A 14,360-nucleotide genomic window follows, 5' to 3' on the forward strand; every position below is an offset into this window, starting at 1 on the left:
CAAATCAAATTCAAAGGCTTTGCGATTGCTTCGCGACCCTCACAATAAAATTAATCATAAAAAAAAGGCGTTTGTATTTGACAAACGCCTTTTTATAGAATTACAAACGCGGCGTCTTATCTTGTTTAAACGACGCTAACAATTCGCGAATTTGGTCGGCCGCAATCTCGCGCCCGCCCAAACCAAAAGCTAAAGCAATGCCAACTGCGATCGCCCCAAGCAGCAGCCCGAAAGCCAAATTCACAATATCGCTGCCAATTCCCATTTGTTGCAGCGCCAAGGCTGAAACAAAGGCAATAATCGCAATCCGAGCCGCTTGGCCCAAAAGCCGCGCTTGACGAGTTCCAGAACTGGCAATCAAACTAAACGCCAGATTCGCCAAATACAAGCCGATCGCAAATACCACCAAACCGGCCAGCACCCGACCTGCAACCAGGACAATACCGCTAACAATCGCCGTCAGTGCTGGAATCCCCAGCACATCGGTAGCCGCCACCACAGCAAACAGCATGATGCCCACCTGCACCACGATGCCGACAAACTCAGAAGGCGTGCGGGCCGGAAGTTCCGGTTCCTGAAGAATCGTTGCCTCCGGATCGATCGAACTTGGCGGTAGTCGCAGTCGCTGTTTCGGCTGCTGCACTCCCAACCAAGAAAAGACATTGTTAAAGCCAATTCCCGTCAGGATATTAGTCACCAAATCGCTGATCCAGCGCCCCAAAAAGTAAGCAACCCCCAGAATTAGCGCTGCTGTAAAAATGTTGGGAAGCGCGCCCAGAATCGTGTTGAGCATCGCGATTGCCGGCTGCGAAATCGCCTGAATGTCCAAAGCGTTCAGAGCTGCGATCGCCGTTGGAATCAAAATCAAAACATAGACGATCGTACCGACAATCCACGACAGCGATTGTCCGCCAGAAGTCCGCGAAATTCCAAACCGAGCGCCCAAACCGTCCGCCCCAGCAGCAGCCAACAGATTAGTGACAATCCGCCGCACCACCATAGCCAGTAGCCAGCCCACAAACCCAATCACCACAGCTTCCAGAATTTTCGGAATTGCCGCCAGAATTTGGTTGAGTAAATTATTAACCGGCAGCAGAGCCTGCTGCATTTCGAGTGAGTCGAGAATCAGCGGCAAAAACAGCAGAAAAATGAACCAGTACAGCGCATTCGCCACAGTATCGCTCAGCAGCAAAGGGCGCTCAGTGGGCGCAGCGCCCACCTCCTGATTCAAGCGCTCGTCCACGCTAAAAGCCCGCATCGCCCGCGATACGGCCATTTTGGCGACAGTTGCCAACACCCAAGCAATCCCCAACCAAATTAGCGCGCCGGCTAACTTCGGCAAGAAACCGGTAATTTGATTGAGAAAAGTATTGAGGGGTTGCGAGACAGCCGTTAGATTCAGCCGGTTGAAAAAGGCAATTAGGAAAAAGACAAAAATGATCCAGAACACCGCTGCGGAAATCCATTTTTCCACTTGCGGGGCTCCAGCTCCTTCCGGGCGACCGGTAATCCAAGCAGCCAACCGGTTGTCGATCGTAGTCTTCTTGAGCAATCCCCCCACTACAGATGAGACGAGGGCTGATACTATCAAGCCAATGAGCAGGATACCGACGGCCCAGAGGAGATTTTCAATGTTTGAGCCCTGAAGGAAATTGTTAATTCCGCGTTCTGCATCTGTCAGGGCATTCCCGGGCTGGGCCTGGGCCAAAATGCGATCGGACAAAGCCGCTATGGGCCCCGATACCGGTTGAGTTATTTCTTGCCAAGTTTCATTCATTTTTTTCTCAGGTTAACGTCACATTTGACAAGGACAAGACGAAACTTTAATAATAGTTCCAAAAAATCTAGACATCGCCTAAATTTAATGTTTGTACACTTTTAAGGTACTGGGTTAACTACAAAACCCTCTATCGAATTTGGGATCAACCAATCTCCGACTGCTTTTGGGCCAATATTCCAAGAACCGTTTACATCGGCATTGATGAAGCGTCCAGTTTTGGTTCTGAACAATTCTCTTTTTACCGTACTGCCAATGTAGTCGGAATGTTGTTGAATTGGTTCCCAATCCAAAGCTGAACATTGGGAGGTGTAACTCTCCTCAACTAACAGAACTTGAATTCCAGCAAGTTGTCCTTTGTACTGCAACATTTGCACAAACCGGCGATGGGGAATACAGGGAAAATTTTGATTATTAACCAAACCCGTATTAATCCCATCTTTAAAATCATCGTTCCAGCCTATAGCCAGCAAGCCAATTTGATGATTAACGAGTTCTTTAATAATTGCGTAACTCGTCGTGTGGAGGTAGTAATCCACTTTACAGTTACGCTTGTGCCACAATTTGGCGAGTTTTTTACGGTTTTTTTGCGCTACGGGCAGCAATAATTTCACTGCCGATGAAACTTGATTGCAGTATTGATTGGTTGACTTAACAGCCCGTCCGTCGTAGATTGTCGCTACTAACCCACGAACATTGTAGGTTAATGTTGCCAGATTGTTTAATCCTAAATCTATGGCAGTTACTGTCTGATTAACTTGTAAAGGCTGGTCTAACGTCTCATAGAGCACCTCGACCAGATAACAACCTACTTTGGCAACAATCCGGATTTCCAGAATCGAGGTGACTTTTAATGGCAACCAAATATTAGTCCCGGAGGGGCGAGCATATCCTTTTTTTAAGGCTCTTTTGCTAACAGCTTGACAATTAAATACAACTACATAGCGCACCTCCTCTCTTTTTCGCTCTCTTGAACCTTTATAATGAGGACTGTTCGGTGCGGTTTTAAATTTAGTGGTGTCTTCCTGATAGTTTCGCACCCCTAGATAGTAGCTAGTCCATGCTTTGATCACTAAGCCGATCGTGCTTTGTGCTAATTTTGCGGGCAGTGCTTTGTAATCAGGACTTGTTTTGAGGGCGTGATCAACAGCCAGAGCGTTTGTTTGTTGGCTAGCGAAAAATTTTTTACTGTAGATGTAGTTAGCGCTATTGTAAAGATTTTTGCACAGCAAAGACAGTCTATCGGCTTCTCGATAAAACCTATGATTTGGTTTAATGATGTGCCTTTCGACTAACTCCATAATCGGTATATATACTTTAATTCAAGATGATACACTGTATTTATGAGTGTGTCAATCTTTTAATTTCTGGGAAAATTGACGTTACAAGTAAATAAAGGACTATCAAGTAAGCAAAGTTTTGTAATACCCTCCTTGTTGCAGGTTCTCATGTCAATTCGTCAAGTTTTCGAGCAATCCATTGAAATTCGCGCTGCTGCTACTCTGGTGGAGCAATGTATAGTCGATCGCACTTTAATGCACAAGTGGCTCAATCCCCTGCTACGCTGCGATCCCCAGGGCGAATGGGATACTGCCGTAGGAAGTCGCAGCTTATTTATCATAAAAATTCCCGTTTTGCAACCCTCTTTAGAGAGTGTTGTGTTGGAGCGACAACCCGGTTTAATTGTTTGGGGGTTTGACGGATTTTTCAAAGGATGCGATCGTTGGGAATGCCAGCCGCAAATCCAAGGAACTCTCTTGATTAACCGCTTTGAATTTCAAATTCCCAATCGTTTAATTAGATTTGGTTTCAATCGCTTTGCAGCCCCTTGGACAGAAAAAGATATGAAAGACCAACTCCGCAGACTCAAGCGGGTAGCAGAGCAACTATCTCAAAGAATGAGTAAGGGGTAATGGATAATGGGTAATTGGGAACTTTTACCCTCGCGTAGCCGAATAATTGGTAATCGGTCATAAGTAATTCCTAATAGCTGAAAGCTAGAGCTAATAGGAAAAAAGCACCAATTCCCAATTCCCAATTCCCAATTCCCCCTTCCCTCCAACTTCAGTTATTTATTTCGCACTTCCCGAGGGATTGGGCTGACAAATCATTTCTCTCGCCGAATTCACGGCTTGGTTAGCCGTATTTTGCAAAGCCGGGGAATTCTGATACAAAGCTTGCAAATCTTGCACATCTTTAATCACTCGTTCATAAATAACCATCGCTTGATTGCCGTCAACTTCTAAAGCAGCAGGGCTGTAATTTTGCATCACTTCTATCAGCGATATTTTGCCATCTTTGGAAGCTGCGACTAAAGCATCGCGCAGTGCGGGCGCACTTTGCAGCCGAGTTGCCGGCGCATAAGCAACCTCCCCCAATTGTTTGAAAACAATTTCCCCAAAATAAGTGCTTGCTAGCCGCGCTACTAATTGGGAATCTAAAGGCACTTCTCGCGTTAATATTTCGCGCATCGACTCAGGAGTTTGTTTCGCAAGACTCAGAACGCTTTGCAGTTGAGATGATGCTTGGCCTGTTTGTGCAAAGCTTTGCAAGTCGCTCATCGGTAATGTTACGTCAACAGCACCGTATTTTACGGTAACATTATCTAATGCAAAGGCTTTGCCGCTGCTTAGGAATACTGCACTTGTTCCCAGCAAAAACGCCAAACCTAAGGATAAAGACTTTGACATTCTTTTGGTTAAATGGGCTGACAGGGGTTGCATTGCGTGGAGATACCGTTGTTGAAACTGAAAGTTCATGAGTTTGTGCCTCTTTACGTCAACATACTTTTTAGATCGCTCGTCTGTGCGGATATCAGTGCGGATATCAGTCTGGAAAGTCGAATCGGGATTTCCGTAAATGACCTCTGATTTTACAGTCAAGTCAAGCAAATTCAACCTATCAAAAGATATGTGTTAATTGACAATTAATATGTTATACTTATTTTTTTGACAATTTTAGATAGCTTTGCAAAAATGATAAAAGCGAAATTTGGTCGTCAGGCAGCAGTTTATTGAGTGCCACTTTTATGTCTTATAGTGTGCTGTGCGACATATAGGGAATTTAAGTTCAAAGATCCCGATCGAGCCGATCGACCAATTGGCGAATTCTAGCAGCATCAGGAGCATTCGGAGCATTTCTCAGGTATAGTTCCAAATCGTGGCGCGCTTCCACCAAGCGTCCCAGTTGATAATAGAGAATTCCACGATCGCGCCGTTCCCCCACCGCATCGGGAAACAGCAGCAAAATCCGTTCTATCGCCAAGAGTACCCTCACAGCATCTCCCTGTTGCAAGTAAATCGCCTTTAGATTTCCCAGCATTCGCCCCAACAAATGTCGGCGACTTACCGGGGCGAGAAAAGCCGGCTGCAACTCCATAGGTTGACCGTAAATTTGAGAAAGTCGGGCTTGACAATCTTCAGGAAATAATATCTCGCCACCGTTAAACGCATCAACAAAAATACCAGCATCTTCAAAATCCGGTCTAATTAAAAAATGTCCTGGCATCCCAATTCCCACCATCGGAAAATCAATGCGCTGAGCAACCTCCAAATAAACCAAAGATAAAGATATGGGAATGCCAGTACGCCGATCGATCACTTCATTCAAAAAGCTATTGCGGGGGTCGTAATAATCAACATCATTGCCCGCAAACTGCAACTCCCCATATAAATAGCTATTAATAGTTTGAATAATCCGCAGCGGATAATTCTGTGCCGGCAGGCGATCGCGCACTTCATCTGCGATCGTGTCGAGAGCGTTGAGATACTCCTCGGGCTCTAAATTGGGGTATTCTTCCAAAGCCATGTAAAGAGCAGCTTTCGCCAGGTCGATCGAGCCATCCGGCTGATTTATTTCTTGATAAAAGAGTTGTCGGGCGATCGGAAAATCCATATTTATGATTTATTTGATTTTAATTGACATTTTATACGAATATCCTGTTAAGCTGCTACCCATTTAAATTGAATCCAGAGACGGGCAAGATGCCCGTTCCGCAATAATTTTAGAAAAATTGACTTTCAAATTAGATGCACAACAGCTTACCAAAAAAAATATTAAAAACATCTCTCTTCTCTTCCTCTCTGCGTTCTCTGCGCCCTCTGCGGTTCAAAAAAAACAGTCCTGTATGTAACGCGCACCTTACAGCTTAACTTTTAACCTTCAAATCCCGTGACTTTTACCAATCACCCAACTGCGGCGAAAAATCCGAGCCAGAGTTGATTCTTCCAAAGCAAAATAGATAGGGCGGCCGTGAGGACAAGTGCGCGGATTGCGAGTTTGCTGCCATTCATCCAACAAATTTTGCATTTGGGAAACACTCAAAGGAGTACCGTTTCGCATAGCACTACGGCAAGCAGTCGCAACTTGAGCAGCTTGCAAATCTGCGACTTTACTGAGTTCAAAAAGCGCATCCGCACAGTCATCTCGATCGGCTAACAATTCAGGAACTTCGCGGGCCGCCCATAGCTGTTCCCCAAATGTTTCTACTTCCAAACCCAAGCGGGATAAATTCTCTATTTGCAGCGCAGATAATTGACTAAGAATTATTGGTTTTTCTAGAGATTTTAACTGCCAAGCCGCGCACAATTGCTCGTACAAAACGCGCTCGTGAGCGATGTGTTGTTCCACTAACCACATTCCGTTGGAATGTTCCGCAACAATGTAAGTATTGTGAAGTTGAGCGATCGCCCTCAATTCCATCAATCCTATTTTATGAGCTTTTTCCTGTTCATCGCCTTCATCATTCTGCCTAGCCGCAATCCCGACACTGTAAGCACTTTTTTGTTCCGATGCCTTCAGCAATTTTCCCACTCGATCGGGAATTGGGGCAGGTGGCAAAACTTCATCATTCAAATGCAAAGCACGAGCAATTGCCGCGCTAACTTGTTCTTGCCAAAAACTCGGATCATGCAGATAAATTTCAACCTTAGCCGGGTGGCGGTTCCAGTCGATTTCCGAAGGGGAGATTTGCAGGTGGACAAAACACACGGGATAGCGATCGCGCGGACAAGTGCGGGCAAAGGCGCTGAGAATAGTTTGCTCTAATTCGGGCGATCGCACAACTCGCCTATTTACCCCAACTTTCACCCAATCCGGCCGCCTGCGGTGACAGCGATCGGGCAAACCAATTACTAACTCTAAAAACTGGGAATTAGGAATTGGGAATTGGGAAGTAGCAACTGAAAATTGGTAATTAGGTTTAACTGTAGCGCCAACAACTTGAGTTTCTACCAATAAATTTGCAGCTTTCTGATTTTGAGGACTCGCCGACAAATCTAACTTTAAATACTGCAAATCGCTCGATCGCACACCGCGCACGAATTGAGGTAAAAGTTGTTCCGCTGTGGTACCAGGAGTTACGTGCAAACAAGGCGTATTTCCTTGACGCAACTGCCAATTAACGTGCGGGTGACAAATAGCAATTTGCTGAAGAGTTAATTGGATCGATCGCATTTGCTGTGCCGGCGACAAAAAACTGCGGCGCACAGGCCAATTGCCAAACAAATTATCAACTGTCACCACCGTACCAGGAGCGATCGCCGCTGTTTCCACCTCCACAGCAACGCCCGCGTTATTGTAAACCACCCGCCAGCCCGATCGAGCATTTTCAACTCCCCCCTTGTTAAAGGATGATTTGGCGGGGGTTTGCGCCGACTCTCGATTTTCAGAAAAATCCCCCAATCCCAAATCATTCGATCGGCTCAAAACCTCCAAACAGCCCAACTGAGCTAAACTGTGCAAAGCTTCCCCACGAAATCCCAAAGTATCAATTTTGTAAAGGTCTGCTTCCGTGGTAATTTTGCTCGTACTGTGAGGCGAAGCCGCCTGCTGCAAATTTTCCAGATCCATTCCCGTACCATTATCTGCAACTTGCACCCGCCACTGTTCGGGCCAGACAGAAACAACGATGCGAGTTGCGCCAGCATCCAAAGAATTTTCAACTAATTCTCGTACCGCTGCGGCGATCGAGTCAATCACTTCGCCGGCGGCAATTAAGTTGATAACTTCTGTGGGTAAGGTTTGAATATTAACTGGCATCAAATTTTTAGCAGTTCGTTAATTCAATTATACTTGATTCTCTCAGTCGCTACACAGTATTAGGGCTTACGCTCTTAAACCCGGTTTATTAGGAAAATATTGTGTTACCACAAGATATTTACTCATCAACTAAGTCTCTGACACTTAGTGAAAAAGTCCTAAGTATATATCTTCCAACCTACTTAATTTTGCTCTCCTAAAGCCATGATTTTCGGCAAGCGGATGTAAAAAGTTGTGCCTTTTCCGTCCTCTGACTCATAAGTAATTTTCCCTTTGTGAGCCTCCACAATCGACTTAACAATTGCCGTTCCCAACCCAGTACCAGTCCGCTTGCCATAAGTCACAAACGGTTCAAATAACTTTTCCTTAATTGTCGGCGGAATGCCTGGGCCGTTATCGTAAATGCTAATTTCTGCCCACTCCTCACTTTGTGTCACCGCAATCTCCACCCGACCCCCTCTGCCGCCAAAAGCCTCAACAGCATTCCCAACTAAATTTTGTAAAACGCGCAAAATCTTATTTTCATCCGCTTCCACTATTACTTCTGTCACCCGTATTGCTAAATCTACTTTTGCTGCTTCACAATAAACTCTGTTCAACTTTTCAAACTGCAGCAACGTCTGAATTAAATTAACTGGTTTTTTATTGAATACAGAATTGCCTCGCGAAAATTCTAATACTTCTTCAGCCATCCCCAACATTCGATGAACCTGCAATTGAATAAGTTCACACCACTCCTGAGTTTCCTCATCTGAGTGCATTTCTTTGAGCATTTCACTGGAGAGTTTAATTCCGGTAAAAGGACTTTTGAAATCGTGAATAATTGTACTCACCATTTCTCCTACCAATACCATTTTTTGTTTGTGTACCAACTGGCTCACATATTGATCCGTGGTCTCCCGTAAATTTTTAGTAATGAAACTAAACATTTGCAGTACCGAACTGCCTTTCGCAAACTGGAGAGTTGTGATTAGTTCTTCACGGCCTATTTTCGCCAAAGTCGAGCCTGCAACTGCCACAGCTCTAGCACTGCGAGGCTCTCCGTCTAAAACTCCGAGTTCGCCAAAATAATCGTCTGGCTTAGCCACCGCAACCGTTTGATATTTATGATTTTCAATCCGCTTGCTAAACTCGACTTTACCTTCTAAAACTAGATAGAAAAAATCGGCTATTTCTCCTTCTTCAAAAACCAGCGTTTCCTCAGCAAAACTCTCCAAAACAGCTATTTGGCAAAGGTGAGCAGCTTGCTCTGGTTCAAAATAAGACATAAATCGATGAGATGCCAGATCCATGTGAAAATACCTGAGACTTAATTTAAACAGTTTCTTTCTTCTATTTTCACCGATAGCCCTCGGTGCGTTAATAAAATACAATACTGCTTTAATCTGGCTCTCTTTTCTAGCCTCCCAGGCTGTGACGCCAGGACTAGCGTCTGGATGCAGAGCCAGACTAGGACAGCAGCACCAGCAATCTCACCAAAGTTCTCAGTTAGTTGACTAAAATACATAAATATTGTACTATTTTTGAGATTTAAATTGGACGTGGGAGAGTTCTCCGGCCACCTCAGAAGATTTTAACTGTAGAGAGATCGTGTAAATTAAATGCCGATCGACCGAGTTTACAAAAATTAACGATCGCCCGATAAAAGGATCGCAGCATTCTGCCCGCCAAAGCCAAAACTTAAACAAACCGCATTTCTGACAATAGCCGATCGCGCACAGCGAACAAAATCTAATTCAAACCCCGGTTTTTTCATTCCAACGCAAGGCGGCAACATCTGATATTTAATACTCATCAAACAAAAAGCAGCGCCCAAAGCTCCCGAAGCTCCCAAAGTATGACCCGTCGCCCCCTTAGTCGAACTAACAGCAACTCCTGGGTGAAATAACTTCTCAATTAACAGTGCTTCGTGTCGGTCATTTAACTCAGTTGCAGTACCGTGAGCATGAATAAAATCTATATCAATCGCCGCTAAATTACTGCGTTTCAAACATTGATTTACCGCCGCGATCGCACTTTCCCCCCCCAGCTCCGGCGCATTAGCATGACAAGCATCATTTGTCAAGCCAAAACCAGAAACTCGACCGTAAATTTTAGCACCACGACGCCTTGCCAACTCGGCAGATTCTAATACAAATAAAGCCCCGCCTTCACCGAGCACAAAGCCTTCCCGATTTTCATCAAAGGGATAGCACCCATTGTTTGCCAAAGCACCCATCCGGCTAAATCCAGCCAGAGTCAGCGGTGTGATAGGCGCTTCCACAGCACCTGCGATCGCCCGCTGACACTCACCAGTGCGGATTAAATCAACACCACGGGCGATCGACCAAATACCCGTGGCACAAGCAGCCATCGGCGCCAATACCGGCCCCGTTGAGCCAATTGCCCTCGCCGCTGCGATCGCCCCCATGTGAGGCAAAAAATTCACAAATTGAGAATTGGGAATTGGGCATGGGGCATTGGGCATTGGGAATCGGTAATTGGGAATCGGTAATTGGGAATCGGTAATTGAGAATTCTCTTTCGTCTGCCTTCTCCCCTCTTCCTTCTTCCCTCTTCCTTCTTCCTTCTTCCTTCTTCCCTCTTCCTTCCCTCGCCAACAGTTCCAAATTTGCCTGGAAGCCGCGGCTAGAACCGATCACAATTCCGCAATCGGGCAAAGGCAAAGTCAAATTAGCATCTTGCAAAGCATCTGCTAAAACCTGCCGAATTAAAGTTATTAAATCAGCAGGTTTTGTGCCAACCAAAGCCAAAGGTAGCGGTTCTATTTCTAAAAAAGGTTGATGGTGTCGAATTCCCGACTTCCCGGACAACAATCTTTTCCAGCCATCATCCAGAGTACCTAAAGCCGAAACAAGACCAATTCCGGTAACAACAACATCCATAAGTAAAAGGCTTGCTTTTGGCACAAAGTAGAAAGTAGAAGGCAGTTGTTTCTCAAATGACTACTGCCAACTGCCAACTGCCAACTGCCAACTGCCAACTGACTACTAATTAACAGCCTTAAAATTTTCCAAACCCTGAGTAACGGTAGCCTTATCAATGCGATCGCCCGCTTCAATCTTATCAATCACATCCATGCCTTGCTTGACGTACCCAAAAACTGCATAGCTACCGTCCAAAAACGGTACATCCGTCAAAGTAAAGTAAAACTGAGAAGAAGCCGAATCAGGACTCTGCGATCGAGCCATAGCAACAGCCCCGCGAGTGTGCATCAACACGGGTTTCTCCTTAACCCCAGCTTCTTCTAGCGTTTGGCTGTAAGTCGGATTGGCAGCACCTTTTACTTTAATTTCCAGAGGAATCCTGCGTTCGGTAGAAGTTTTTGGGTCAATAAAACCCCCAGTTCCCAGTCGCGCTGTAGGGAATTTAGGGTCTTTACCCTGGGGGTCGCCGCCCTGAACTACAAAAGGCTGAGGTTCCCGCACGACTCGGTGAAATACCAGCCCGTCGTAGACTCCTTTCTGAACCAAATCGACAAAATTGCCCGCAGTAATTGGCGCATTTGTGCCGTCGAGTTCGATCGTAATTGGAGCACCTTTAACCGTCATCACCACCGTTGCTTTTCCTTCCAATCGTGGCAAATTGCTAAATTGCGAACTCGCCACTACAGCAGCAGGAGACGGAGACGGAGACAAAGAAATATTTTCACCCGACGCCGGATTTGGTGTCGGAGTCGAGTTTGCCACAGGGGAACTACCGCATCCTCCGACAAACAACGCGCCAATTATTAAAAGTGAGAATAACCACCGCTGAATTTTGATTTGCATTTGCATTTGTATTTCACTTTGAGTCAATTACGGACTTTGCAACTAAAGATTTTAATTCAATAGTCCGGAGTGTTTTTAGTTCGCAGTCTGAAACCCGCGATTTTCCTTGGATAGCGAACTTGCCTAATCGCCTTGAAACCCTTATTCTACAGTTGGCAATCAAAAACTATCCGAAGTATTGTGAATTGATAGATTCAAAAATTGGTAACGGGCTTACTCGCAGATCGATCTTTTTCACTTACCAGGTAGGTAAGGTGCGCTTCGGCGCACCCTACGAGACATTACCAATCTAAAATCTAAAACCGCAAATCGAAAATCCCTAAAGTCCTTCTAGGGGAACTTGCAAAAATCGAGCCAATTCGGCCGCTTGATTTTCCACTTCCGACAAAGCAATCGGCTGTCCGACTCTAGTCAGGGGAAACTGACGGCGGTCTTTGAGCTTAAGATAAATACTGCGGCGGGGATTGAGACCTTCTTTAATGTCCACCCGCACAGATTGCACCTCCGATGTCTTGCAATTAAAATCAACTTTGCGGTTTTTGCCGGGAAATCCCCAGCGAAAGATCCGAATGTTACCAGTTTGTCGATCGAACTCGTTGTAACCGCCACCGACATCCCAGAGAATAGTCAGCCACAAGTAGAGCGCCAAAAGCACGCCACAGACACCGTAGAAACCCATCGCAATGCCTTGGGGGATGAAAATGAGCTGAGTCGGGTCAGCAAAAGGCAGTAGGTTAACGTGCAAGTAGCTGGAAATGCCCGACAGCAGGAAACCAGTCCCTCCAATGCTGACCACCGTCGCCCACCAGTAATTGCTGAAGCGGCGGGAGCCCAAAACCGGGTAGCGCAGGACAGGATCGATCGAGGTCATTGTTTTTGCAGTCATAAAATTAAACAGCCTTAAAGCCAAATCTTAATTCAATTAGTCCACCGAGCGTGACGCTTCGCTGAGGCGATCGCAACGAGCGGGTGGGGATTGTGTATCAACTCCTGCTAATTATGGTCAACTACCCGCCATCAAGCGGAGTACCGCTATGATGGGGGCTTGTATCTAAACTCCACCTCAATTCCGAAAACCTCGAAAGGATTTCAGCTTTGGCTTCACGGCTCGATACATGAGGGAGTGCTGACAAGACCCCGGTACTCATCCAGGCTTGCCGGACGAGCAACGTTCTAAGTGCGATATTTCGCGCCCCAACCAGATCTGCATGAAGTTGATGCCCACAGCATTCACAGCGGAAAATCAGCCCCTTGTTCGGTCGATTAGCCTTTGAGGTATGCCCACATTTAGGGCAACTTTGCGAGGTGTAATGTGCTGGAACTTTAGTAGCTAACGAGCCAACCAGCACAGCCTTGTAATCGATATAGCCATGCAATTCGGCAAACGACCATTGAGCCACGTTCCTGTTAGCTTTCCGTTGTTTCTTGCTTGCCCGTTTGCCCGATTTAGATTTAGTTCGATCGCCTATTCCGGTCAGATCTTCTAGTCCAATCAGGCTGTTAGGCTTGGCGATTTTACTCGCAATCTGGTGGTTCACATCAGCGATAAACCGTCTCTCCCGTCCCGACAAAGCGATTAATCTTCGCTTCGCCGAGCGGGTGTCTTTTCGCTGTAGAGATTGTCTGGCTTTTTGATAACGGTTTGCTCGATGTCTAGCCGTCTTCCCCGAATAGAAACTCGACTTATTAGCTAAGTCTGTTTCGACTGCGAGGTATCTCATTCCCACATCTATACCAGAAATTCTAGTGATGTTCAGTGGGTCGAGAGTAGGCGTTTCCACCTCCAAGCTCACCATTAGATAGTAAGTCTTCGAGGATTTCTGGTAGACAATTTTAGCAGCACCGATCTTCTTGGACGCTCGCATCAGATCGATGTGCTTGTTGTAGCCATCAAACGGAACAACAATTCGACCACCCAGGGTGTTAATACTGACCCGTCGATCCTTTTTAAAGGAGTAGTCGCGCTGGTAATTAAGCGTACAAGTCCGCGAGGTGTATTTGGGAGCTCGATCGAGTCCCTTGTACCGCCGCTTGGTGTACCCAGCTTTAAGCGCCTCGCTATTCTGCTTGGCTTTAGTCCACAGCGTCTTAAAAGTCGCAGCAACTTGTCTTGGCACGTTACACGCCATCTGGGAACCAAGCCCAAATAATGCCCGTAGCTCCGAGTAGACCAACTTTTGTAGTTTAGCTCCGTTGCCAGATTTACCGTTATCAAATGCCACTTGGGATGCGTAGTTCAGCGCATCCCGATAGGCCAAAGAAACCTGAGCTACCGAGATTTTTTGCTCGGCAGTCAGGTTTAATTTGAGTTTGGCGGTAATTACTTGGCTCACAACTTTTTCAACAGATAAGAGGATAATCTTACCCTGTGAAGGATTTGAGTGCAAGCGCAGAGTGTTTGTTCGTCTCCTCAACCACCGCCACCTCGCCGCTTGGCGACGAAGGGTCAGTTGGATTGTTGCTGAGCATCGTCAACCAAGATGGCCTTCCTCTCAACCACGCTTTCATCGAGTACGCCTCTAGTGGGGGAACTCTGCTGTTCTAGTTGAAAAATTATGAACTTCTAATATATAGTTATGTTAACTTTAATTAGAAACCTTGGTCTTTTAACAAGCAAAAGGATTTTACCCCCATGACAATCGCAGTCGGACGCGCCCAGACCGAAAGAGGCATATTTGATGTCCTCGACGACTGGCTCAAACGCGATCGCTTCGTCTTCGTAGGCTGGTCTGGCATCCTGCTATTCCCCTGCGCCTACCTAGCCATCGGTGGCTG

11 protein-coding genes and 1 pseudogene are annotated in these 14,360 nt (G+C 46.0%); 2 read left to right on the top strand and 10 right to left on the bottom strand.

The features are described 5' to 3' along the window. Nucleotides 1–100 precede the first annotated feature (100 nt). Together QUA07_RS12340 and QUA07_RS12345 are read right to left on the bottom strand one after the other, a co-directional pair. Nucleotides 101–1,777, bottom strand: coding sequence for a mechanosensitive ion channel (locus tag QUA07_RS12340; RefSeq protein ID WP_333325426.1), 1,677 nt, complete (start codon nucleotides 1,775–1,777; stop codon nucleotides 101–103). 101 nt (nucleotides 1,778–1,878) lie between these two features. Further along, nucleotides 1,879–3,078, bottom strand: coding sequence for a transposase (locus QUA07_RS12345; RefSeq protein WP_333325429.1), 1,200 nt, complete (start codon nucleotides 3,076–3,078; stop codon nucleotides 1,879–1,881). Between the two features lie 147 nt (nucleotides 3,079–3,225). On the opposite strand from QUA07_RS12345, the gene QUA07_RS12350 reads away from it, so the two are divergent. Beyond that, entirely contained in the window at nucleotides 3,226–3,690 is a 465-nt protein-coding gene (locus QUA07_RS12350) for an SRPBCC family protein (protein ID WP_333325431.1), read from the top strand. Between the two features lie 159 nt (nucleotides 3,691–3,849). Here the strand turns inward: QUA07_RS12350 and QUA07_RS12355 are convergent, their stop codons facing one another. The 8 genes from QUA07_RS12355 to QUA07_RS12390 all read right to left on the bottom strand — a co-directional run bounded on the left by QUA07_RS12355 (nucleotide 3,850) and on the right by QUA07_RS12390 (nucleotide 13,918). Further along, a complete protein-coding gene (locus QUA07_RS12355; protein WP_333325433.1) occupies nucleotides 3,850–4,536 on the bottom strand; it encodes an alpha/beta hydrolase in 687 nt (228 codons plus the stop codon). Nucleotides 4,537–4,846: 310 nt separating this feature from the next. After that, nucleotides 4,847–5,671, bottom strand: a complete 825-nt coding sequence (locus QUA07_RS12360; RefSeq protein WP_333325435.1) for a transglutaminase family protein — start codon at nucleotides 5,669–5,671, stop codon at nucleotides 4,847–4,849. A 267-nt stretch (nucleotides 5,672–5,938) separates the two neighbouring features. Further along, entirely contained in the window at nucleotides 5,939–7,816 is a 1,878-nt protein-coding gene (mutL, locus tag QUA07_RS12365; protein WP_333325438.1) for a DNA mismatch repair endonuclease MutL, read from the bottom strand. Between the two features lie 182 nt (nucleotides 7,817–7,998). Continuing rightward, nucleotides 7,999–9,108, bottom strand: coding sequence for an ATP-binding protein (locus tag QUA07_RS12370; protein WP_333325441.1), 1,110 nt, complete (start codon nucleotides 9,106–9,108; stop codon nucleotides 7,999–8,001). A gap of 335 nt (nucleotides 9,109–9,443) precedes the next feature. Further along, nucleotides 9,444–10,700 (bottom strand): beta-ketoacyl synthase N-terminal-like domain-containing protein, encoded by a 1,257-nt coding sequence (locus QUA07_RS12375; protein WP_333325444.1) that lies wholly within the window; start codon nucleotides 10,698–10,700, stop codon nucleotides 9,444–9,446. 105 nt (nucleotides 10,701–10,805) lie between these two features. Further along, complete coding sequence (locus QUA07_RS12380) at nucleotides 10,806–11,591, bottom strand: peptidylprolyl isomerase (RefSeq protein ID WP_333325447.1); 786 nt, start codon at nucleotides 11,589–11,591, stop codon at nucleotides 10,806–10,808. 313 nt (nucleotides 11,592–11,904) lie between these two features. Beyond that, nucleotides 11,905–12,471 carry a photosystem I assembly protein Ycf4 gene (locus tag QUA07_RS12385; RefSeq protein ID WP_333057558.1) on the bottom strand — a complete coding sequence of 189 codons (567 nt, stop codon included), beginning with the start codon at nucleotides 12,469–12,471 and terminating at the stop codon, nucleotides 11,905–11,907. 121 nt (nucleotides 12,472–12,592) lie between these two features. Beyond that, the gene (locus QUA07_RS12390) at nucleotides 12,593–13,918 is read right to left on the bottom strand and encodes a transposase (RefSeq protein ID WP_333325450.1); all 1,326 of its coding nucleotides are present in this window, start codon (nucleotides 13,916–13,918) and stop codon (nucleotides 12,593–12,595) included. A gap of 299 nt (nucleotides 13,919–14,217) precedes the next feature. Here QUA07_RS12390 and QUA07_RS12395 point away from each other — a divergent pair. Further along, nucleotides 14,218–14,360, top strand: a pseudogene (locus QUA07_RS12395) (photosystem II D2 protein (photosystem q(a) protein)); the annotation flags it as partial.

It is taken from the genome of Microcoleus sp. T3_A4 (assembly GCF_036700465.1).
Taxonomy (GTDB): domain Bacteria; phylum Cyanobacteriota; class Cyanobacteriia; order Cyanobacteriales; family Microcoleaceae; genus Microcoleus.